The organism is bacterium (assembly GCA_035703895.1).
GTDB lineage: Bacteria > Sysuimicrobiota > Sysuimicrobiia > Sysuimicrobiales > Segetimicrobiaceae > Segetimicrobium.
In genome coordinates this window covers 1-20,779 of record DASSXJ010000017.1, presented here as the reverse complement: position 1 = coordinate 20,779, position 20,779 = coordinate 1, and the positions used below count along the sequence as shown (strand labels likewise).

The window sequence follows — 20,779 nt, the reverse complement described above, 5'->3', positions numbered from 1 at the left end:
ACCGTTATCGTCGCTTGTCGAGGTTGGCGAACCGGCTGAACTCCTTGTGAAAGTAGAGTTCGATGCTCCCGATCGGTCCGTTGCGGTGCTTGGCGATGATGAGCTCGCAGACGTTTTCCTTGTTGTCCTTCTGCGCTTTTTCCGTGTCGTAGTAGTCTTCGCGGTACAGAAAGACGACGAGGTCGCTTACCTGCTCAATTTCGCCTGAATTATGTGCGATCAGTCCGTTCGCGACAAAATTGTGGGTTGTGGGCATGACGAGATCAAACACTGGAGCACGCCCTGCGGAGGTGATGCTGACCACTCGCTCCCACAGTACATCGCTTGTGGCCTGACCCATGATAGATTTGGCGTTCCATCGCTCAGCAAGCGCAAGCGCCGTTTGACGATCTACAGTCTTCTCGGCGATGCCAACGCAATCCTCAATTGTGTTTGGATCAGCACTGGTGAAAGAGAGCCCACGATGCCGCTGGTAGCTTCCGTCTCCGATCAAATGCCCGAGGAGACGCAAGCGTTCAGGTGAGAGGGATGCTGATTGCGGGTGGAATGTGGGTAACGTACGGGCCGCGCCTATAAGCGCGCTGGGACGTAGTTCGCCAATTTTCTTCCACCCGTCGGGAGTGAGCACGGGATGCTCCGCCGTGGCGCGCAGACACCGTCCCGTGCTCGTCCGAATTTCGAAGACGTCGTTTTCCCCTTTCTCGAACACGGCTGTTGGTTGAATAGGAACCAGCTTGCCCGTAGATTGCAGAGAGAGAAGTCTTGGCCACCGCATCGCGCGGGCGAGCTCCGCCACCGTATGCTGCCGACCGGTGTCGGCATCCCAAACGGTGGTATCTCCCGTCACGCATTCCCGAAGATGACTGAGCATAGGGCGCTTTGACCCGAGCGATTCGACCGCCCGGCTCAACTGGGAGACCGCAATGATCGGGAGATCAAGCTCCTTGGCGAGGGACTTGATGCCGCGGGCGATCTCACTCAACTCTTGGGTGCGGTTTTCCGTCCGTTTGAACGATTGGATCAATTGGATGTAGTCGACCACAATGAGGCCGAGCCCGTGCTCGGCTTTGAGCTTGCGGGCTTTCGCGCGCATCTCCATCACCGAGAGCGTGGCGGAGTCGTCGATGAAAATAGGTGCTTCACTGAGACTGCCCATCGCCCGCGCGAGCTTGCGCCAATCCTCGTCGGCGAGATACCCGGTGCGGAGCTTGCTGTTGTCCACCCGAGCTTCGGAGCACAGGATCCGCTGGACGAGTTGGTCTTTGCTGGTTTCGAGGCTGAAGATTGCCACCGGGATCTTGTGGTTGATCGCGGCATGTTGGGCGACATTCAAGGAGAGCGTCGTGTTGTGGACGCAGATGTCGTTGGCGACGAAGTTGTGGGTCTCCGGAATCGTAAGGTCGTAAACTTGTTTATTCCCAGTGGCCTCGATCGAGATGATCTCGTCCCAATGGACGTCGCTTTCCGCCAACCGCTCGAGGGTCAGTGACTTAAGCGACCGCGCGATGGTCTGCAAACGGCTCCTGGATAGGCCCCGCCGTCCCGCATGGATGTTGGACGCGCCGGCGAGCTGGGCGCATCGCGCTACACTCGCCCAAGATTCGCTGCCTTTGGCAGATGCGATGGTCCGCCAGATGCCCACGGGAATCGTGTCCCTATTGGGAATCCGGCTCCTCGAATTGACGATATCAAGGGCTCTTTGCAATTGTGCCTCTTTGCCGAAAATGCCAATCGTATCACAGAAGGTCCGAATCGAGGTCGGATCGGTGATCTCGATCTGCCAGGCATGACGTTCCGTGCCTTTGTACGCGACGCGGCGTCGCCGTAGACCAGCAAGGATGCCGAAGCGGAGGAGAAGATGCTGGATTTGCCGGGCCAGCTGCTCACTGACGGTGCTATATCCAACTTGAGCAAGCTTGGAACTCTCCGTCGCGGATGCCCACCCGTCCGTGGCAAATAGGCGATTCAGGAACAGCCCGAGTTGCTCAGCCGGCAGGACAAGGACCGCCGCGGGAATCTTCTTGCGGGCTGCGCCCTTGCCCCATAGTTCATGGCGTACCAGCCAGCGCACAAGCGGATACACGTTCCCGAAGTCGCGCACAGCAGACTTGAAGTCTTCGACAACTCGCGGGTCTGTGTTGGTGAACGCGGCCTGGTTCCCGGTGAGCGAGCCATCGCCGATGAAATATGCCAGGAGTTTGATCTCGCAGTCGCGCATCGGTTGCTTCCCGAAAACCCCGACCTTCCTCGGGACGGCGACTCGCTCCCCCACCCGCAGCGCCGCCAGCGGCAGCCACCCCTGGATCGTCAAGAAAGGGTGGACCGCGGTGCACTCAACCGTCCGGCCGAGTCTTGTGGTCACCCTATAGACCGGTTTGACCCCGTCATCCACGAAGACCGATGGCTCCGCGATCCTAAACTTCCAGTCATCTCCCAGCGACAGCAGGCGACCGTGCCGCCGGCGGTAGATCTCTTCGATCGTGGCAATGCTCCCATCCTCGAGGAGGATCTCCGAATCGAAGGCGAGGCATTTGCCGACCGATGGCCTAGCGGCCACGACCACCATGTCCGCGGGCTGCAGTCCCGAGGTCAGCATGTCGAAATCGGTGAAGCCCGTTGGCAGGCCGGTGACGGTGCCCTTCTCCTGGTAGCGCTTGTCGATCTTCTCGAAGCTGGCTTTGAGGATCTCCTTGATCGTCTGGAAATCCTGGATGTTTCGGCGGGCGGCGATCCCGTAGACGAGCTTCTCGGCCTGATCGATGAGGGCCGAGACCTCGTCCATGCCTTCGAAGCCTAGCGAGGCGATCTGTGTGCCGGCGCTGATGAGCGCCCGCAGCATGGCTTTTTCGAGCACGATCCCGGCGTAGAATTCCGCGCTGGCGGCGGTGGGAACCGTGTTGGGAAGAGAAGCGAGGTAGGTGGCGCCGCCGACGTCCTCCAGCTTGCCCATGCCGGTGAGCTTGTTGGTCACGGTGATGAGGTCCACCGGTTCGCCGCGTTCGAACAGTTCGAGCATGGCCGTGAAGATCGTCCGGTGCAGATCGCGGTAGAAATCCTCAGGCCGTAAGGCCTCCACGACTCGCGCGATCGCGTCGCGGTCCAGAAGCATGGAGCCGAGCACGCTCTGCTCGGCCTCTAGGTTTTGCGGTGGGACCCGTTCGATCGGGCGGGTAATGCTCACGTCGGGAGGCCTCCAGGCATGGTCCGCCCTTGATTATACAAACATATGTTCGGTATTGTCAATGAGGGGCTGCTGGGCACCACGACATGGGTTCAGGTATGCGTGATAGAAGCTGTGAGTTCCCTTCTGAACTACCTGGGGATTGTGGGGATAAACCCGGGTTTCTGTGTGGATGTCCGACGCGTAAAGGGTTGACAGGTTGTGCGCAAGCTGTTGGCGGAGCGGTGATTAACTCGTTCCCACCACGTTGACCTCGACCATCGCACTGACCTTGGGGTGGAGGTACACGGGCACCTTGTAGAAGCCCGTCGCCTTGATCGGCTCCGCAAGCTCGACGTGTTTCTTCGAGATCTCGATGCCCTTGCGGGAGATGGCCTCGGCGATGTCGTGGGCCGTGACGGAGCCGAAGAGGCGACCTCCCTCGCCTGCCCTCGCGCGCACCTCGACGACCAGTGCCTCAAGCTTGGCCTTGAGGTCCGTGGTCTGTTGGAGGCTCCGAGCCTCACGCTGGTCCGCCGCTCGGCGGGAGTCTTGGAGATTCTGGAGGTTGGCGGTGGTGGCCGGAGCGGCCAAGCCACGCGGCAGGAGAAAGTGCTGAGCGTAGCCTTCTTTGACCTCGCGCACGTCACCCGAGCGGCCGAGGGAGGGCACGTCCTTCAACAAGATCACCTTCATTGGGGATGCGCCGCCTTGGCCCGTGGTCCTCGTGCTGATCGCTCCGGCGGGGCGATCGGCTGGGGCACCGGCTGAGGGTTGGCACCTGGCGAACTCGTGAGGCGACGGAAGTCATACCAGGTGTCGAGCATGCCCAGGATCGCGAGTCCAAAGAGCGCCAGGCCCGCCTGCATCGAGATGAGTGCCGCGAAGGCGATGATCTGCATCGCCCGGGAGAACTGCCGTCTGTTCATCCACACAACGGCGACCAGCGCGCCTTGGAAGCCAAACACGAAAAGGTTGAGGAGCACCGCGCTCAGCACCATACCGCTGAGGTCGGGGAACCACAGCACCGCGCTCAGCACCATACCGCTGAGGTCGGGGAACAGGCCTGCTCCGGAAAGCCCGGCGCTGATCCAGACCAGCGTCATGGCGAGGCGGCGCGGCAGTCGCCAGGTGAGCATCGGCTGAACCGCGGGGATCTCGTAGCCGATCCGGCGGAAGACCGACCGTCCCAGCGTGTAACACAAATATCCCCAGAAGAGCGCTCCGAGCGCCACTCCGACAGGGACGACGGTCCGTAGGGACTGCTCCATGGGAGGAGGGAAGCAATGGTGCTCCCAGCACTGGGCGTCCGCCAGGAGGCGGATTTCGTCGATCTTTTCCTGTGGCGCCCCGAACCGCTCGAGCAACGCCACCGACTGGTGCATCCCTTGGCCCTGTGCCTGAATCAGCTGGCCAAGGAGATCCTGGTGAAGCACGAACGTGGTCAGCGCAAATGTCCCGATCGTCGAGAGCAGAAATGCCGCGGATCCCGCGAGGACGGTCACCTGGGCGCCGACTCCCCGCCGCACCCCCCAGCCGAGGGCCAATCCGATGGGAGCGAAGATCACCGTTATGGACACCGCGACCAGCGGGCCGAAAAACTGGAGAAGGATCAAGCCGGCGACGACGGCAGCGAGCACCGCCGTGCGCAGGCCCCACCGAATGACCAGCAGCATGACCGGGAGTGGAGCCAGCAACACCGCGACGGGCGGAACGACGAGTCCCACCGCCGCGATCACTGCGGCGAGGGCGGCGAGAATCGCGCCTTCGGTGAGACCCCGGGTTTGCCTGCGGGCGGAGGGGTATCCCGGGTCAGCGGCGAGCGCCCGGCCGGCCACCTCCGCCGGCGACCGCGGTCGCTTCATCACTCACCGGTGTAGGGAAGGAGGGCCAATTCGCGCGCCCGCTTGATGGCAACCGCGAGGGTGCGCTGGTGTCGGGCGCAGTTGCCTGAGACGCGGCGCGGAAGGATCTTTCCCCGCTCGGTGACGAACCGGCGCAGCCGGTTCACATCCTTGTAATCGATGAACGTTGATTTCTCAGCGCAGAACGAACAGACTTTCCGCTTGGGGCGCCGCCGGTAATCGCGACGCGGCCGTGATTCCCTGTCTTTGACTTCCGGCATTGCGATCCTCCTGATGCTGCCTCAGTGGCTAAAATGGAACATCCTCGTCCTCGGTCCCCCCGGCCGGTGCGGCCTCTTCATGAACCACCGCCGCCTGAGTCTCCGGTGGACCTGCCGGCTTCCCCCGGTCCAGGAACCTGATCCCGTCGGCCACCACCTCGGCGACTTTCCGCTTCTGACCGTCCTGGGTCTCGTAGGAGCGAATCTGGAGGCGGCCCTCCACGGCAACCATGCGGCCTTTCGACATGTATTGGCTGACCTGCTCGGCCAGTTTTCGCCACGCGACGATGTCGATGAAGTCGGTTTCGCGGTTGCCCTGCTGGTCCCGAAATGGCCTGTCGACCGCCAGTGTGAAGCTGGCCACCGGGGCACCGCTCGGGACGTACCGGAGCTCAGGATCCCGCGTCAGTCTGCCAATGAGGATAATCCGGTTATACATGCGGGGTCTCCGCCGGGGCCGCAGGGCCTTCGCGCGCGCCCGATGCGGAGGGAGCGGCGGGTGCCGGGGTGGCCGCGGGGACGGCTACAGGCGCGGCAGGGCTTGAGCTTGCCGGCGCCGCAGGGACCGGTTTGGCATGGTGGGACGCGAAGGCGAACCGAAACAGGTCTTCGTTCAGCCCAAGAATCTGCCTGAGGGGAGTAATGTGGCCGGGGTCGAGGGTGAACACGAAGAGCGCATAGTAACCGTCGCGGTGTTTCTGGATGGGGTACGCGAGCTTCCGCTTGCCCCAGCGGTCCATCGACGTGACGCTACCGCCGTGCTCGGCGATGCGCTGCTTGATGCGATCGAGGGCGGCGACCAACCCCTCCTCGTCGAGATCAGGCCGCAGCACCGCAACGATCTCGTAAGTGCCCACTCGGCACGCTCCCTTCCTCTGGACTGAAACCGGGGGTCCCGGCGGCCCTGCGCAACGTTCCCTTGGGACTCTCGATCGGGAACCGGGCAGGGCAGGAAGGATCCCGCCGCGCCTGCGCGGCGAGTTCCATATCACCTTGTCAAGTAGGAATTGTACCACGGGACGCGGGCCGTTCACAAGGCAAACCGGAAGGTGATCACATCGCCGTCCTGGATCTCGTACTCTTTCCCTTCCAGACGGATGACGCCCCGCTCGCGGGCCGCGGCGATCGAACCGCACGCCGCCAGCTCCCGGTAGCTCACGACTTCGGCGCGGATGAATCCACGCTCCATATCGGTATGAATCCGCCCCGCCGCCTGCGGCGCCCGCGTTCCCGCCGGAACCGGCCACGCGCGGACCTCGTCCGAGGCGATCGAGAAGAACGTACGGAGGCCCAGAAGCCCTTCGCACGCGCGGATGAGGTGGGGGACGCCGCGCTCGGGGATGCCGAAGGAGTGGAGGAACTCCTCCGCTTCCGAGTCGGACACCTCGGCCAGTTCCAGCTCCAGCTTGGCGGAGAGCCCCACGGCCCCGGTCCCCTGAGCGCCCGCGTGGCGCGCGACCGCGTCGAGGCATGGGCCGCCCGCGGCCTCGTCTTCCGATAGGTTCGCGACGTAGAGGACCGGCCGCGCGGTCAGGAGGTGCCGGCGGGCATCCGCCGCGGAGGCGCGCGCCGGCCTTCCGGCGCCGAGGTCGTCCTCCAGCCGCACGAGCGCCTCCTCCTCGCTCTTCGCCGCAGGGTCGCCGCTGCGGGCGCGCGGGGCGACCTGCGCTCGGGCCCGCTCCACCACCGCTAGGTCGGCGAGGAGCAGCTCCGTCTCGACGATCCCAATGTCGCGCAAGGGGTCGACGCCGCCTTCGACGTGCGCGGTGTCCCCCCCAAAGCACCGGACCACGTGGATGATGGCGTCCACCTCTCGAATCCTCGCGAGAAACTGATTCCCCAGCCCTTCCCCCTGATGGGCGTTCCGCACGAGCCCGGCGATGTCCACCACCTCCATCGTGGCGGGCACGATCCGCTTCGGCCGAGTGATGCCTGCGATCGCATCCAACCGAGGATCGGGGATCCGGGCGACGCCGACGTTCGGGGCGATCGTCGTAAACGGGTATGGGGCGATCTCCGCGGGTGATGCGGTGATCGCGCGAAACAGCGTGGACTTCCCGGCGTTGGGGAGACCGACGAGTCCGCAGGTCAGGGGCACACAGCGCCTCCGGGAGATGGGTGCGGCGCGCCCCCGTGGGCTCGAACGAGGGGTGCCGGCTTAGGAAAGGTTCGCCGACGCCACCGCGTTTCCGCCGCGTTCTTTGGCCTGGTACATGGAGCGGTCGGCGGCGTCGACGAGGGTGTCGGTGGACTTCCCGTCCTCGGGGTAGCTGGCGACGCCGAGGCTGAGGGTGACGGAGGCGACGTTGGCCTCGCTGATGAGGGGGGTGGCTTCGACGGCCTGGCGGATGCGCTCCGCGATCTCGGCGGCGGTGACCTTCTGCGTGTGGGGGAGGAGGATCATGAACTCGTCGCCGCCGTAGCGGGCCACGAGGTCGATGTGGGCGCGGTGTTCGTGTCTGAGGACGCGGGCGACGAGGCGGATGACCTCATCACCGCGGAGGTGGCCGTACGTATCGTTGTAGCGTTTGAATTTATCGATCTCGATCATGATGAGGGAGAGGGGGAGCCCGTAGCGCATGGAGCGTTCGAGTTCGTGTTCAAGCGCCTGCCAGAAGGCGCGGTAGTTGAAGAGGCCGGTGAGGCCGTCGGTGGTGGCGAGTTCCTGGGTCTGCTCGTAGAGCTGGGCCTTTTCAAGGGCGACGGCGGCGTAGCCGGCCAGGGTGGTGAGCAGGTCCAGATCCGCCGCGGTCAACCTGGGCTCGATCAACTCGACGTTGATCACGCCGACGACCCGTCCCTGGCTCATGATCGGGACGCACGCTTCCTGTGTGACCCGCGGATCCCATGGGATGTAATCGGGGTCGCGGGTGACGTCGGTGACGAACGCCGTCTGACCCGTGCGCGCGACACGCCCGACGATGCCGTCGGTGAGCGGTGTCGTGTCCTTGACGCCCGCATAGCCGCGGTGCGCCATGTGGTGCAGGTGATCCCCCTTGAGGAGCCGGATCATCACGAGGGGATAGTTGAGCGTGGTGTGGAGCTCGTCGACCAAGGTGTCGAACAGCTCGTGCGGCCGGAGAGAGGTGGCGACCCGGGTGAAGGCGCGGTTCAACAGCGCCAGCTGGTGCGCCCTGTCCTCCGCCTCCTGCCGTAGCCGGGTGTTTTGCACGGCGATGGCGGCCTGGCTGGCGAAGGCCACGCCCAACGCCAGGTCGGACGTTTCGTACGGATGGACCCGATCGTGGTAGAGCGCCAGCACCCCGATCATCGTGGCGCGGTAGCTGAGGGGAAAGCTGGCGATCGTCCGGTACCCAAGCTGCTCCGCCCACTCACGCTTGGCCCGAGCGTCCACCAGGGCGTCGGTGACGATCATCGGTTCGTTGAGCTTCATCGTGAGGCTCCCGAGCCCCACGCCTTCTTGCATGCTCTCCGCGACGGCCTGAAGATAGTCCGCGGGCAGCCCGGTGGCCATCGTATGCGTGATCTCCGCGCCGACGTTCCCGAGGTAGAGCCCGCAGCGATCGGCCCCTAGGATGTCTCGGGCACTCTCCGCGATGAGGTCGAAGACGGCCTGGAGATCCTGCTGAGAGTTGATGCGGTCTGAGATCGCCTTCAGCGCTTCGAACCGGGCTACGTTCCGCTGGGAGGTATCGTACAACTGGGCGTTGCGCACTACCACCGCGGCCTGCACGGTGAGGGTCTTGATGATCTGCTCGTGGTACTCGGTGAAGTAGCTCGGAACGGGCTTGGTGAGCGTGATCACGCCCACCGGGTCGGTGCCGGCCAGCATCGGCACCATCAGCACAGCCCGCACTCGATCCGGTCCGAAGATCTTCGTGCTCTCCACCGTCCTCCTCGGGTCGCGGACGTAGTCGACGATTCGCTGCGACTGGCGGTGGGTGAGCACCCATCCACGCACTCCGTGCTCGGGCCCCTGCGGCGTCGACGTAAGGAGACTGGGATCGACGCCCGGCGTCCGAGCCAGGGCGACGTCGTAGGTCCCGTCCTCCCGGCGCAGCGTGATCCAGAGCATGTCCGGATTTGCGAGGCGGGCGACCTGGTCGGCGAGCAGGTTCAGCACGTCGCGCAGATCGAGACTATGGAGCATATTGGTGACGGAGCGGTGAAGGTTGGCGAGGTCCGTCAATTGTTGCCTGCGGGCGGTGTAGAGCAGGGCAATGAGGCTCACGGTGAGGATCATCGTGAGCAGGTTGCCGAGCTCATCGCCCGTCTGGACCCGCAGGCCGACGAAGAGGATGGAGATGGAGAAACCGAAGGTGCCGAGGATGACCGTCGTGGGGAGCCGCCACATCGCCCCGGAAGCCAGCACCCTCCAGAACGGCTCAAGGCGAATGGCGGACAGGAACACGGCCACCTGCAGGGTCGTGGCCACCCCGTAGACGGTCATGAGCCCGAGGACGGCGGGGAACACGGTGTGCTCATGACCCTCGAGACTGACGCGCGCGAACGTCGGGGACCCCAAGAGCAGCAAGTTCCAAACCAGCCCTGCGCCCAAAATCGAGATGATGCGCTGTCCGACATTGAAGAGCGTGGTCGGGACCCGGCGGCGGCGCAGGAGGCCGTCACCGACCATCACGCCGAGCGCCGACGCCCACGCGGCCGGGACCGGCCCGAAGAGGGCGATCATGGGCAGCGAGACGGCCGGTCCGAAGGTTTGATAGCCGGCGCTGGGGAGGGGGAGGTGCACGTGCTCCGCCATCACCGCGAGAACCGTGATGACGAACAGCAAAGCCGGCTTCGGGAAGGCCGCGCCGTGGCCGACGACGGCAATGGCGAGCGCCCCGGCGAACGCCGCCCCCCACGTCACAAGCCAGCCTGCGTCCGGCCGTACCCTTGTCACTCGGTGCGCTCCCTGGGGGCGGGCATGACGATCCAGGGCCCGGTAGGCCCCTTCGTTCACCTAATGCCCCTGGGAGCGCTGGGTCTAGACCTGAGGACCGAGAGGGCCTGGCCGCCCTAAAGGGGCCGCGTCTTCCGGTGCGGCCCTGCGGACAAATGCCTTGATTCTTCTCTCTAACTTCGGCCGGGGAATCAGGACCCGCCGGCCGCAGGTCACGCAACGGATGCCGATGTCCGCGCCCAGCCGCACGATCTCCCACTGGTCTCCGCCGCAGGGGTGGGCCTTTCGCGTCCGGACGATGTCGCCGAGGTAGAGCTTGAGGACCGGCACGGTTGGCCTCCCAGATCTCCTAGCGCGTCGGCGCGATCAGCGCATCCGTCGGCGCGTAGTCGTCGGTCAGGATAGGGACGTCGTGGACGTCGATCGGCGCATCGAGCAGGGTGTCTGCGTCGCGCGCGAACCCCTCGATGCGCACCGCACCGCTTCGTTCCGCCGCGGCCGCCCGCGACCGGACTTCGGAGGGTGTGAGCGGCGGATCTCCGGCGCCGACCAAGATGATATTGCGCAGCGACTCGGGAACGCCGCCCCCCACAGGAAAGACGTAGACGTGAGGGAACACCGATTGAAACGTTTTGTAGATCGCGCGAAAGAACCGGCTTTCCGGTCCTCGGATCGCGCCGATGACGTTGCTCGCCACGACCCCGCCTGGGGTCAGCCGGGCGAACGCCCCTTGATAGAACTCGCGCGTCGCCAGGTGGAACGGGATGGTGTCGATCAGGTAGGCGTCGAGGATGATGAGGTCGTATCGCTCCGACGTCCGGCGTAGCCAGAGCCGCCCGTCCATCACATGGACCTGAAGACGCGCGTCGTCCGGCAGCGCGAAGAGCCGCCGGGCCGTCGCGACCACGGCCGGGTCGATTTCGACGACCTCGATCGCCGCCCGCGGGTAGTCGTGATGAAACCGGGTCGGCGTCGTCCCGCCTCCCATCCCCACGAAGAGCACACGCTCGAACCCTGGGACAAAGACGATGGGGAGATGCAGGTAGTCGGTGTAGGTGAACACGGTGCGAAGGGGGTCCGCCAGGTCGCGCGCGCTCTGCCAGTAGTTGTCGAGCCGCAGATACCGAACCTGTCCTTCGTCGCTGACCGCAATCCGATGATAGACCGTGTCCTGTGCGTGAATCACGCCCGCCGCGGACGCCGGGGCGCCTCCGGTCAGGAGCAGCACGACCGCCGTGCCCACCGCGGCCCCCGCGGCGGCCCCCGCCCGCCTGGCCCACATGAGGCCCACGATGGCGAGGACCATCTCGGTCGCGCCCAGGATCTGGATGATCGATCGCACCCCGAAGGTCGAGATCAAGACGAATGCGGCGAGGAGGGTCCCCACGATGCTGCCGAGCGTGCTCAGCGCGTACAACAGACCGGCGACACCGCCGACGCCTTCGACCGACTTCGTGCGGAGGCGGACGGCGTACGGGGAGATCGTGGCCATGAGCGCGCTCGGGATGAAGAACAGCACCGTGCTCCCGAGCAGCGGATTGCCCCGCGGCCCAAAGTCCCGCGCCGCGATCTGGCCGAGCACCGCGCCCGAAAAGTGAGGGATCGGATAGGTGGCGGCGCCGGCCAGGAAGACGAGCGCGAGGAACGGCCCGATCTCGGGCCAGCGGGTGCTGATGCGGCCTCCCAAAAAGTACCCGACGCTCAGCGCCGCCAGGAACACCCCGATGAGGCTGCCCCAGACGTAGACGGAGTTCCCAAAGTAGGGGGCGATCACCCGGCTCGCCACGATCTCCAGTGCGAGCAGGACTCCGCCGCTCGTGAAAACGATTAGCTCGAGGATGCGGCCCGCCCTCTCTGCGGCTCCGTCGGCGCAGGCATGCCTTTCCGCACGACGATCTCCCCGGCTTTGGCGTCCACCACGACGGTCTCGCCTTCCCGCAGGTCGCCCGCCAGCAGCTGGCGGCTGATGGCATTCTCGACGGATCGTTGGATCAACCGGCGGAGCGGCCTGGCGCCGAAGTCGGGAGTATACCCCTCCCGCGCCAGATATTCCTTCGCCGCATCCGAGATGACGAGGCGTACCTTCATGCCGCTGAGCCGGGCGGTGAGTCCTGCCAGCTGCAGGTTCACGATCTTCCCCAGATCCGCGCGGCGGAGCGGGCGGAACACGATGATCTCGTCGATCCGGTTGAGGAACTCGGGCCGCAGCGTCCGCCGCAGCTCTTCCTGGATTTGCACGCGCACCAACTCGAACGCCGGGTCGTCCTCGGGATCCAGATTGCGCAGGTACTGGCTCCCGAGGTTGCTGGTCATGATGATGATCGCGTTCCGGAAGTCCACGGTGCGCCCGTGTCCGTCGGTGAGGCGGCCGTCCTCCAGCACCTGCAGCAGGATGTTGAAAACGTCCGGATGGGCCTTCTCGATCTCGTCGAAGAGGATCACCCGGTACGGCCGCCGCCGTACGGCCTCGGTGAGCTGGCCGCCTTCCTCGTACCCGACGTAGCCGGGCGGGGCGCCGACGAGGCGGCTCACGGTGTGCTTCTCCATGTATTCGGACATATCGATCCGGACCATCGCGTCCTCGTCGTCAAAGAGCAGCGCGGCCAGGGCCCGCGCCAGTTCGGTCTTGCCGACGCCGGTGGGGCCGAGAAACATGAAGGACCCCACCGGACGCTTGGGATCCGCGAGCCCCGCCCGAGATCGGCGGATCGCATCCGCGACCGCGCGCACGGCGTCTTCCTGATCGACGACCCGCTGGTGTAGCCGGTCCTCGAGTTGGAGGAGTTTCTGCATCTCGCCTTCCAGGAGGCGCGTCACGGGGATGCCGGTCCACCTGGCAACCACGGTGGCGACGTCGTCCGCGTCAACCTCCTCCTTGAGGAGGCGCGCATCGCCGATGCTCTTCAAGCGCGATTCTTCGCCGTTCAGCTGCTGCTCGAGCTCCCGCAGCGTCCCGTACCGCAGCCGCGCCACGCGTTCGAGGTCGGCCGCCCGCTCGGCCTTCTCGATCTCCACGCGGAGTTCCTCGATCTTTGCGCGCGTGGCCCGGATCTCGGCGAGGAGGGCTTTCTCTTGGTCCCAGCGGCTGCGCAGTCCCTTGCTCTCCTCTTTGAGATTCGCGATCTCGCGCTCGATGCGGTCCAATCGCTCGCGCGACGCGGGATCCGTCTCCTTGCGCAGCGCTTCCCGCTCGATCTCGAGCTGCATGATCCGCCGGTCCGCCTCGTCCAGCGCCGCGGGCTTGCTGTCGATCTCCATTCGCAGCCGGCTGGCGGCCTCGTCGATGAGGTCGATGGCCTTGTCCGGGAGGAAGCGGTCGCTGATGTAGCGATTCGACAACGTCGCCGCGGCGATGACCGCGCCGTCGGTGATGCGCACCCCGTGGTGGATCTCGTACTTCTCCTTGAGCCCCCGCAGGATGGAGATCGTCTCCTCCACGCTCGGTTCACCGACGAAGATCGGCTGGAAGCGGCGTTCGAGCGCCGGATCCTTCTCGATGTGCTTGCGGAACTCGTCCAGCGTCGTCGCACCGATCGCGTGCAGTTCGCCCCGCGCCAGCATCGGCTTCAGCATGTTGCTGGCGTCCATGGCCCCTTCGGCCGCACCGGCGCCCACCACCGTGTGCAGCTCATCGATGAAGAGGATGATCTCGCCGGCGGATTCGGTGATTTCTCGCAACACCGCCCGGAGCCGGTCCTCGAACTCACCGCGGAATTTCGTACCCGCGATCAACCCGCCCAGGTCGAGCGCGACCACGCGCTTGCGGCGCAACCCCTCCGGCACGTCGCCCCGCACGATCCGCTGGGCGAGCCCTTCCACGATCGCGGTCTTGCCCACGCCCGGGTCCCCGATCAGCACCGGGTTGTTCTTCGTGCGGCGCGCGAGCACCTGGATGACGCGCCGGATCTCCTCATCCCGGCCGATCACCGGGTCCAGTTTGCCCTCGCGGGCCATCTGGGTGAGATCCTTCCCATAACGCTCCAGGGCCTGGTACTTCGATTCCGGGGAGGCGTCTGTGACGCGCTGCCCGCCCCGGATCGCCTGGAGCGCGCCGTAGATCTTCTCACGGTCGACGCCGGCCTGGGCGAGCAGGCGGCCCGCCGTGGTGTCGCGATCGGCGGCGACGCCGAGGAGGAGGTGCTCGGTGCTGAGATATTCATCTTTGAGACGCTCGGCCTCCGCCTGCGCCGTCTCGAGCGCCCGCCGGAGTCCCGGACCGATGGATAGTTCCCCCTGCCCGTAGACCTTGGGCTCTCGGCCCAACGCCTGCTCGAGTTGGCTCCGGAGTTGACCCGGGTTCGCGCCGATCCGGCCGAGCACCGCGGCGGGGATGCCGTCGGGCTGGCTCAGGAGCGCGAGGAGGAGATCTTCCGCCTCCACGTGCGCGTGACTGTTCTGTTTGGCCAGGTTCTGGGCGGCGATCAACGCCTCCTGAGCTTTCTCTGTGAACCGGTCAAATCGCATCGCCATGGCCTTATCCCCTCGTCGACATTACGGTTTGGCGGCGGGGCCCTCGTGGTGCCGCTGCATCGCCTCGAGCAGCTCCCGATCCTTCGCGGTGAGCGGGTGTGGCAGCATGAGCCGGATCTTGACCAGCTCATCGCCCGTGCCCCCGCCTCGGAGATGCGGCATCCCCCGCCCTCGAAGCCGGAGCGTCCTGCCGTCCTGAGTCCCTTCTGGAATCGTCATGGTGACTGCGCCGCCCAACGTGGGAGCCTCAACCGTCCCCCCGAGCCCCGCGGTCCACACCGGCACCGGCACCTCGCTGAGGATATCGTCCCCGACCCTGGTAAAGGTCGGGTGCGGAGCAATCTCCACCCTCAGGTACAGATCACCTCCCGGGCCCTGCCCGGCCGCGCGGATGCGCTGCCCGCTGCGCACGCCCTTCGGGATCGTGACCTCGATGCTGTGAGCCGGTTGCCCTCCGCCGCCGGGCACGGTCACGGTCCGGGTCGCGCCGTGGTAGGCCTCCTCCAGCGTGATCTCGACCGTCCCCTCCACATCTTGCCCGGGAACCTGGCGCTCCTCCGTTGCGGCGGGGCCGCGCTGCCCGAAGAGCTCGTCGATCCGGAAGCCGCCCCGCGGGCGACCCCGGCGGGTCCCGCCGGCCGCCCCCGCGCCGAATGGGGCGCCTCCGAGCCCGCCAAACAACTGGTTGAAGAAGTCGCTAAACTGCTCGAGATCCTGGGGAGATCCGTAGATCGTGTAGGTGCCGTCTCCCCCCTGACCCGCGCCCGCCCCTCGCCGCAGCATCTCTTCCCAGCCCCCGCCCCGCTGCCTGAGGTCCAGGAGCTGATCGTACTTCGCGCGCTTCTCCGGATCATGCAGGACCTGGTAGGCTTCGTTAATCTCTTTGAACTTGGCCTCGGCCTGCTTGTCGCCCTTGTTGACATCGGGATGGTGCTGCCGCGCCAGCTTCCGGAACGCCTGGCTGATGGCCTTCTGATCAGCGGCGCGCTCGACGCCGAGGATTTTGTAGTAGTCCTTGAACTCCATCGCGCGCCTCTGCGCTCCTTACGGCTCCCGTTGGTTCTGCCCCCCGACCACGGCAACCTTGGCCGGTCGCAGGACCTCGTCGTTCAGCAGATACCCTTTCAACACCTCACCCGCGATCGTCCCGCTCTCCGCGCTTGCGTCTTTCGGGGGGACCACGCTCACCGCCTCGTGCAGGCGAGGATCAAAGGGCCGGCCCACTGATTCGATGGGGCGCACCCCGATCGCCTCGAGTTGGGCGAGGATCTGCCGGTGGGTCATCCGCAGGCCGTCGAGGAGCCCCCTGCTCGGTCCGTCCTGTGGATCCCCAAACGTCATCGCTCGCTCGAGGTTGTCGAGCACGCTCAGCACGAGGCTGAGCATCTGGCGGCGGGTCCGCTCGACCGCGTCCTGCCGGTCTCTTGCTGCCTGCTTCTTGTAGTTTTCCAGGTCCGCGGCGGAATGAAGGAAATGCTGCCAGTTCCGCTGCGCGTCCTCGCGGGCCTCACGGACCTTCTCCCGCAGCGCTTCGGGCGAGAGGGCCGCCAGATCGTTCACCCCGGCGGCCTTCGTGTCCGCCGGCGCGGCCCCCGCGTCCGCCGGGTCGTCTCCCGCGCCTTCTAATTCGGAACGCTCGTTCCGCTGCTCCATCGCTCACACTCCGGGTCCCGCCGGTTCCTCATTGCTTGTCGGACGGCTTGAACTCCGCGTCGATGACATCGTCGTTCCCCTTGCCGCCCGCGGCGGCTTGCCCGCCTGCGGTCCCGGCGCCTGCTGCGCCGGCCCCCGCGCCCGCCGTGGTCCGCTTGTACATCTCCTCGCCCAGCTTGTAGCTGGCCTGCTGCAGGGCCTCGGAGGCGCGCTTGATCCTGGAGGAATCCCCGCTCTTCAGCGCTTCCTTGAGCTCGCCGAGCGCGGTCTCAACCTTGCCCCGCTCGTCGGCGGAGACTTTATCGCCGACCTCCTTGAGCATCCGATCGGTCTGATAGGCCAGGCTGTCCCCGCGGTTCTTGATCTCCGCGGTCTCCCGCTGTTGCTGGTCCTCCTGGGCGTGCGCCTCCGCCTCTTTGACGAGCCGGTCCACTTCGCCCTTGTCCATCGTGCCGGTGCCGGTAATCTTGATCGATTGCTCGCGTCCTGTGGCTTTGTCCTTGGCCGAGACATTGAGGATGCCGTTCGCGTCGATGTCGAACGTCACCTCAACCTGCGGGACGCCGCGCGGCGCGGGCGGGATCCCGTCGAGCAGGAACTTACCGAGCGTCCGGTTATCGCGCGCCATCGGCCGCTCTCCCTGCAGAACGTGGACGTCGACCGCCGTCTGGCCGTCCTCGGCCGTGCTGAACGTCTCCGCCTTCCGAGTAGGGATGGTCGTGTTCCGCGTGATCAAGATGGTGTTGACGCCGCCGAGTGTCTCGATCCCGAGCGAGAGCGGTGTGACGTCGAGGAGCACCACCTCGCGGACGTCGCCGGCAAGGACCCCGGCCTGGATCGCCGCGCCCACCGCGACCACCTCGTCCGGGTGGACTTCCTTGTTCGGCTCCTTCCCTGTCAACCGGCGCACCAGTTCCTGGACGCTGGGCATCCGCGTCGCGCCGCCGACCAGGATGACCTCGTTCAGGTCACGCTCAGTCAGTTTGGCGTCCGCGAGCGCCTGCTTGAACGGGCCGATGCACCGCTCTACCAGATCGGCGGTCAGCTCGTCGAACTTCGCGCGGGTGAGCACCATATCCAGGTGCTTCGGTCCCGAGGCATCCGCGGTGATGAACGGCAGGTTGATCGACGTCTGCACGACGGTGCTGAGCTCGATCTTCGCGCGCTCACCCGCCTCCCGCAGCCGCTGGAGCGCCTGCCGGTCCTGCCGCAGATCGATTCCCTGCTGCTTCTTGAATTCGTCGGCGAGCCAGTTGACGATGCGCTCGTCGAAGTCGTCGCCCCCGAGGTGGGTGTCCCCGTTGGTCGCTTTGACCTCGTACACTCCTTCGCCGATCTCCAAGATGGAGACATCGAACGTCCCGCCGCCCAGGTCGAAGACGAGGATCGTCTTGGCATGCTTCTGTTCGAGCTGCCGTCCATAGGCGAGCGCGGACGCGGTCGGCTCGTTGATGATTCGCAGGACCTTAAGCCCGGCGATCTCCCCGGCGTTCCGCGTCGCCGTGCGCTGGGCGTCGTTGAAGTAGGCCGGGACCGTGATGACGGCTTGCTCCACCTTCTCCCCGAGGTAGGCTTCCGCGTCGGCCTTGAGTTTCTGGAGGACCATCGCGGAGATCTCCTCCGGCGTAAAGGTCTTGCCGGCCGCCGGGATGTTGACGACCGCCGCGCCGTTCTTCCCTTCCTCCACCTTGTATGGAACGATCCGGCGTTCGCTCTCGACCTCGCTGAACCGCCGTCCCACGAACCGCTTGATCGAGGAGACGGTGTTCTCAGGGTTGAGAATCGCCTGCCGCCGGGCCATCTGGCCGACGAGCCGCTCTCCGGTTTTCGTGAAGCCGACGACGGAGGGCGTCAGCCGGCTCCCCTCGGAGTTGGGGATGACCGTTGGCTCTCCGCCAATCATTGCCGCAATGACCGAGTTCGTCGTGCCGAGATCGATACCCACTACCTTCGCCATGATGACTCCTCCCAGACATCGCCGGGGCCCGGCGCCGCCCGGGCGCCCGGCGTGTGCGTGTAATCGTTATCCGGCCTGTACCTTGACCGAGGTCGGCTTGACCCGCTCCGACTTCGGGAGCGTCACTTCGAGAACCCCGTCCTTGTAGGTCGCTTTGGCCTCGGCGCTCTTCACCTCGGTCGAGAGCGGCAGCGTGCGCGAAAACTCTCCGGATCGGAACTCGCGCCGGTAGTAGTGCCGTCCCTTCTGCTCGTCCTCGTGCCGGGTCTGCCCGCGGAGCGTGACGGTGTCGTTCGTCACCGTGATGTCTACCTGCTTGGGATCGATGTCGGGTAGCTCGGCCCGCACGACCACCGCAGTGTCGGTTTCGAACATCTCGACCATCGGCTCCCACCCCAGCGGGGTCATCTCGCGTCCGGGGCGCCGGATGGTCAGGACACCGTCAACCAGCCGGTCCATCGATCGCCGGAGCGTGCCAAGATCGTCAAACGAATCCCACCGTACAATCCTCATCGTCCGTGTCCTCCCTCTTTATTCCCTTTATCGGATTTACGTTCATGATCGCCCTCGCCGAAGACCCAGGTGATCTCTTCATGGTAGTGCTCCTGGATCTCCAGGATCATTTGCACGCCGGCGAGGTTGAGCCCGCGCTCTTCGGTCAGGTACCGGATCAATCGCACCCGCTGAATGTCCCGCTCCGAGTACAGGCGGATCCGGTGCCGCCGGACGGGTGAGAGGAGCCCGCGCTCTTCATAGATGCGAAGGGTGTGCGGATGGCACCCGATCAACTCGGCCGCCACGCTGATGACGTACACTGGCGTATCTGGCTGACGCTCTTTCCTCATGATGGTCACCGGGCTCACTGACTCCGAAACACAGTGTAGCACCTACCCGAAGGACTGTCAATATACTTAACAATATCATTGTTAGCATACCTCATTCGTCTGTAGGAGGCAGCGGGGAGGCTACCGGCCGCCGGCCGCTCTGTGCCGGTTCAGCCAGGCCGTCCAGGTGTCAAGGGCCTTCCGCGCATTGCCCTCGGCGTCGATGAGGCCGTTGGATTTCCACAGCCCGTAGAGCTCGATCGTGGCCGGGGGGACCCGGAGCGCCTTGAGGCGGTTCACCAGCTGGTCGTAGTCTCGGGGCACGGACCACACCACGAATCTCGCCTGGAGCCGCTCGCTCTGCGCCAGCAGAAAGGTCATATACGCATCCTGCCAGTCGGGCCGGCCCTGGATCCTGGTCCCGAGCACGCTCACCTCCTTCGCGGCAAACCCCGTCTCGGCCACCGCGAAGGGCTTGGTGGGCGCGAGCGCGGCGAGTCGGGCGAAGTAGTCTCGGGGGATGTTGTGGGGATCGGCGTAACCATCGACGTAGGGAAAGGTGCTGACGGCGAGATAGTCGGTATAGGGGAGGATCTGCACGATCGCTCTGCGTTGTTGGGGTTCATCTGCCCAGAAGTAATCGAGCTGCAAGGTCACAAAGATGGGAAGTCCCGGGTGCTCGACCTTCAGTGCCGAGTACACGAGGCGAGCGAACTTGACGAATTTTGGCCACTCGGTCGGGGCATCCTTGACAAGGCCGTTGACCTCGACCCCATACGCCATGAAATCGGGTCGGAAGCGCTGAATCATGACGGAACAAAAATTCGAGTAGGCAGTGATGACTTCGGGATCGTCGAAATCTTTGCGCTTCCAGGATCCCGGCCGCGGCATGTCGCCGCTCGCGCCCCAGTACCCTCCCAGCCCTTGGGCGGCCACCGTAATTGGGGAAACGGCGAGGAAGACCCGCTGTCTCAGAAGGTGCTTACGCTGCCGGAATTGGAGATCGTGCTCCACGGCTGCGGGATACGGCCGTTGATCATGTGCCTCGGGCCAGGGGACGCCCTTGACGAAATGATGAGCGATCAGGTCCGCGTGCCTGCCGATGAACGCGTAGGTGTCCTCCAGCGCCGCTGGAGTGGCGTCATACTCTGCCGGGGTGAAGCCCATGAAGAATGTGCGCGCTCCGGGCGATGCGGCTTCGATAGGGGAGGCAAGGAGAACCGCCGCCAGCGCGAGTACGAGCGGCGACCGCCTTGGCTTCACTTGTCCCTCCGGCGGAGGCGGTCTTCGGTGAGTGCTACGCGGCGGTGCTTCTGCGGGGTGACCCGGCGCCGATTTTCGCCGGCCGCCGGCTCGGGCTCACGCGGCGCCGGGTGAGCTCAACGCGGTGGTGCTCCCACAGCGCCTCGAGTTCTTTGGTGAGCCGAACGATCGTCGCGCGGTCGGCCGCCGTAAGTGAAGACATCTTGCTCCAGAGGGCCTGGCGCCGCTGCGCCAGCCTTCGGATCTTTTCCAATGTGACGTTCCCGGACATCAATCGCGTCCTTTCGCGCTCCGGCTGCGCGCCGGCAAGGCGGGTCGGCCCGCCGGCGCCTCCTCGACTCAGGAGATGACCCGGCCGGCGTTCGACACGCGTCAGACCCGCGACGCCAGCGCCGCGTCGATGCGCTTCTTGAGTTGCTCCTTGGGCATGTAGCCCACGATCCGCTCGATCAATTCACCTTTG

General features: G+C 65.5%; 18 protein-coding genes. All 18 read right to left on the bottom strand.

All coding sequences use genetic code 11. From position 1 onward, the window contains the following. Window positions 1-4: 4 nt before the first annotated feature. On the bottom strand, window positions 5-3,181 hold the full coding sequence (gene dnaB / locus VFP86_01380; GenBank protein ID HET8998278.1) for a replicative DNA helicase: 3,177 nt from the start codon (window positions 3,179-3,181) through the stop codon (window positions 5-7). Window positions 3,182-3,409: 228 nt separating this feature from the next. Further along, entirely contained in the window at window positions 3,410-3,856 is a 447-nt protein-coding gene (gene rplI, locus VFP86_01375) for a 50S ribosomal protein L9 (protein ID HET8998277.1), read from the bottom strand. Continuing rightward, window positions 3,853-5,025 carry a DUF2232 domain-containing protein gene (locus VFP86_01370; GenBank protein ID HET8998276.1) on the bottom strand — a complete coding sequence of 391 codons (1,173 nt, stop codon included), beginning with the start codon at window positions 5,023-5,025 and terminating at the stop codon, window positions 3,853-3,855. The genes rplI and VFP86_01370 overlap by 4 nt, the downstream gene beginning before the upstream one ends. Then, window positions 5,025-5,285 carry a 30S ribosomal protein S18 gene (gene rpsR / locus VFP86_01365; protein ID HET8998275.1) on the bottom strand — a complete coding sequence of 87 codons (261 nt, stop codon included), beginning with the start codon at window positions 5,283-5,285 and terminating at the stop codon, window positions 5,025-5,027. Before rpsR ends, VFP86_01370 begins: the two co-directional genes overlap by 1 nt. Window positions 5,286-5,313: 28 nt before the next feature. Further along, on the bottom strand, window positions 5,314-5,724 hold the full coding sequence (gene ssb, locus VFP86_01360) for a single-stranded DNA-binding protein (protein HET8998274.1): 411 nt from the start codon (window positions 5,722-5,724) through the stop codon (window positions 5,314-5,316). Beyond that, window positions 5,717-6,142, bottom strand: a complete 426-nt coding sequence (gene rpsF, locus VFP86_01355) for a 30S ribosomal protein S6 (GenBank protein ID HET8998273.1) — start codon at window positions 6,140-6,142, stop codon at window positions 5,717-5,719. The genes ssb and rpsF overlap by 8 nt, the downstream gene beginning before the upstream one ends. Window positions 6,143-6,315: 173 nt before the next feature. Continuing rightward, window positions 6,316-7,383, bottom strand: a complete 1,068-nt coding sequence (gene ychF / locus VFP86_01350; GenBank protein HET8998272.1) for a redox-regulated ATPase YchF — start codon at window positions 7,381-7,383, stop codon at window positions 6,316-6,318. Window positions 7,384-7,443: 60 nt separating this feature from the next. Further along, the gene (locus VFP86_01345; protein ID HET8998271.1) at window positions 7,444-10,149 is read right to left on the bottom strand and encodes a diguanylate cyclase; all 2,706 of its coding nucleotides are present in this window, start codon (window positions 10,147-10,149) and stop codon (window positions 7,444-7,446) included. An 84-nt stretch (window positions 10,150-10,233) separates the two neighbouring features. Beyond that, a complete protein-coding gene (locus tag VFP86_01340; GenBank protein ID HET8998270.1) occupies window positions 10,234-10,479 on the bottom strand; it encodes a DUF951 domain-containing protein in 246 nt (81 codons plus the stop codon). A 19-nt stretch (window positions 10,480-10,498) separates the two neighbouring features. Continuing rightward, on the bottom strand, window positions 10,499-11,944 hold the full coding sequence (locus VFP86_01335; protein HET8998269.1) for a fused MFS/spermidine synthase: 1,446 nt from the start codon (window positions 11,942-11,944) through the stop codon (window positions 10,499-10,501). Window positions 11,945-11,976: 32 nt separating this feature from the next. Continuing rightward, window positions 11,977-14,613 (bottom strand): ATP-dependent chaperone ClpB, encoded by a 2,637-nt coding sequence (clpB, locus tag VFP86_01330; protein ID HET8998268.1) that lies wholly within the window; start codon window positions 14,611-14,613, stop codon window positions 11,977-11,979. Window positions 14,614-14,640: 27 nt separating this feature from the next. Continuing rightward, the gene (locus VFP86_01325; protein ID HET8998267.1) at window positions 14,641-15,645 is read right to left on the bottom strand and encodes a DnaJ C-terminal domain-containing protein; all 1,005 of its coding nucleotides are present in this window, start codon (window positions 15,643-15,645) and stop codon (window positions 14,641-14,643) included. A gap of 18 nt (window positions 15,646-15,663) precedes the next feature. Beyond that, window positions 15,664-16,272: a nucleotide exchange factor GrpE gene (locus VFP86_01320; protein HET8998266.1), complete on the bottom strand. Its 609-nt coding sequence runs from the start codon at window positions 16,270-16,272 to the stop codon at window positions 15,664-15,666. Between the two features lie 28 nt (window positions 16,273-16,300). Further along, window positions 16,301-18,229: a molecular chaperone DnaK gene (gene dnaK / locus VFP86_01315; protein HET8998265.1), complete on the bottom strand. Its 1,929-nt coding sequence runs from the start codon at window positions 18,227-18,229 to the stop codon at window positions 16,301-16,303. Between the two features lie 66 nt (window positions 18,230-18,295). Continuing rightward, window positions 18,296-18,742, bottom strand: a complete 447-nt coding sequence (locus VFP86_01310; protein HET8998264.1) for an Hsp20/alpha crystallin family protein — start codon at window positions 18,740-18,742, stop codon at window positions 18,296-18,298. Next, the gene (locus VFP86_01305; GenBank protein HET8998263.1) at window positions 18,739-19,074 is read right to left on the bottom strand and encodes a MerR family transcriptional regulator; all 336 of its coding nucleotides are present in this window, start codon (window positions 19,072-19,074) and stop codon (window positions 18,739-18,741) included. Before VFP86_01305 ends, VFP86_01310 begins: the two co-directional genes overlap by 4 nt. A 120-nt stretch (window positions 19,075-19,194) precedes the next feature. Then, complete coding sequence (locus VFP86_01300; protein ID HET8998262.1) at window positions 19,195-20,316, bottom strand: hypothetical protein; 1,122 nt, start codon at window positions 20,314-20,316, stop codon at window positions 19,195-19,197. Window positions 20,317-20,350: 34 nt separating this feature from the next. After that, window positions 20,351-20,587: a hypothetical protein gene (locus VFP86_01295; GenBank protein ID HET8998261.1), complete on the bottom strand. Its 237-nt coding sequence runs from the start codon at window positions 20,585-20,587 to the stop codon at window positions 20,351-20,353. Between the last annotated feature and the right edge of the window lie 192 nt (window positions 20,588-20,779).

Bases quoted from the DNA above. Each gene is read 5' to 3' on its own strand.
- rplI (HET8998277.1), bottom strand. From the start codon at position 3,856: ATGAAGGTGATCTTGTTGAAGGACGTGCCCTCCCTCGGCCGCTCGGGT.
- VFP86_01370 (HET8998276.1), bottom strand. From the start codon at position 5,025: ATGAAGCGACCGCGGTCGCCGGCGGAGGTGGCCGGCCGGGCGCTCGCC.
- rpsR (HET8998275.1), bottom strand. From the start codon at position 5,285: ATGCCGGAAGTCAAAGACAGGGAATCACGGCCGCGTCGCGATTACCGG.
- ssb (HET8998274.1), bottom strand. From the start codon at position 5,724: ATGTATAACCGGATTATCCTCATTGGCAGACTGACGCGGGATCCTGAG.
- clpB (HET8998268.1), bottom strand. From the start codon at position 14,613: ATGCGATTTGACCGGTTCACAGAGAAAGCTCAGGAGGCGTTGATCGCC.
- VFP86_01325 (HET8998267.1), bottom strand. From the start codon at position 15,645: ATGGAGTTCAAGGACTACTACAAAATCCTCGGCGTCGAGCGCGCCGCT.
- VFP86_01320 (HET8998266.1), bottom strand. From the start codon at position 16,272: ATGGAGCAGCGGAACGAGCGTTCCGAATTAGAAGGCGCGGGAGACGAC.
- dnaK (HET8998265.1), bottom strand. From the start codon at position 18,229: ATGGCGAAGGTAGTGGGTATCGATCTCGGCACGACGAACTCGGTCATT.
- VFP86_01310 (HET8998264.1), bottom strand. From the start codon at position 18,742: ATGAGGATTGTACGGTGGGATTCGTTTGACGATCTTGGCACGCTCCGG.
- VFP86_01305 (HET8998263.1), bottom strand. From the start codon at position 19,074: ATGAGGAAAGAGCGTCAGCCAGATACGCCAGTGTACGTCATCAGCGTG.
- VFP86_01295 (HET8998261.1), bottom strand. From the start codon at position 20,587: ATGTCCGGGAACGTCACATTGGAAAAGATCCGAAGGCTGGCGCAGCGG.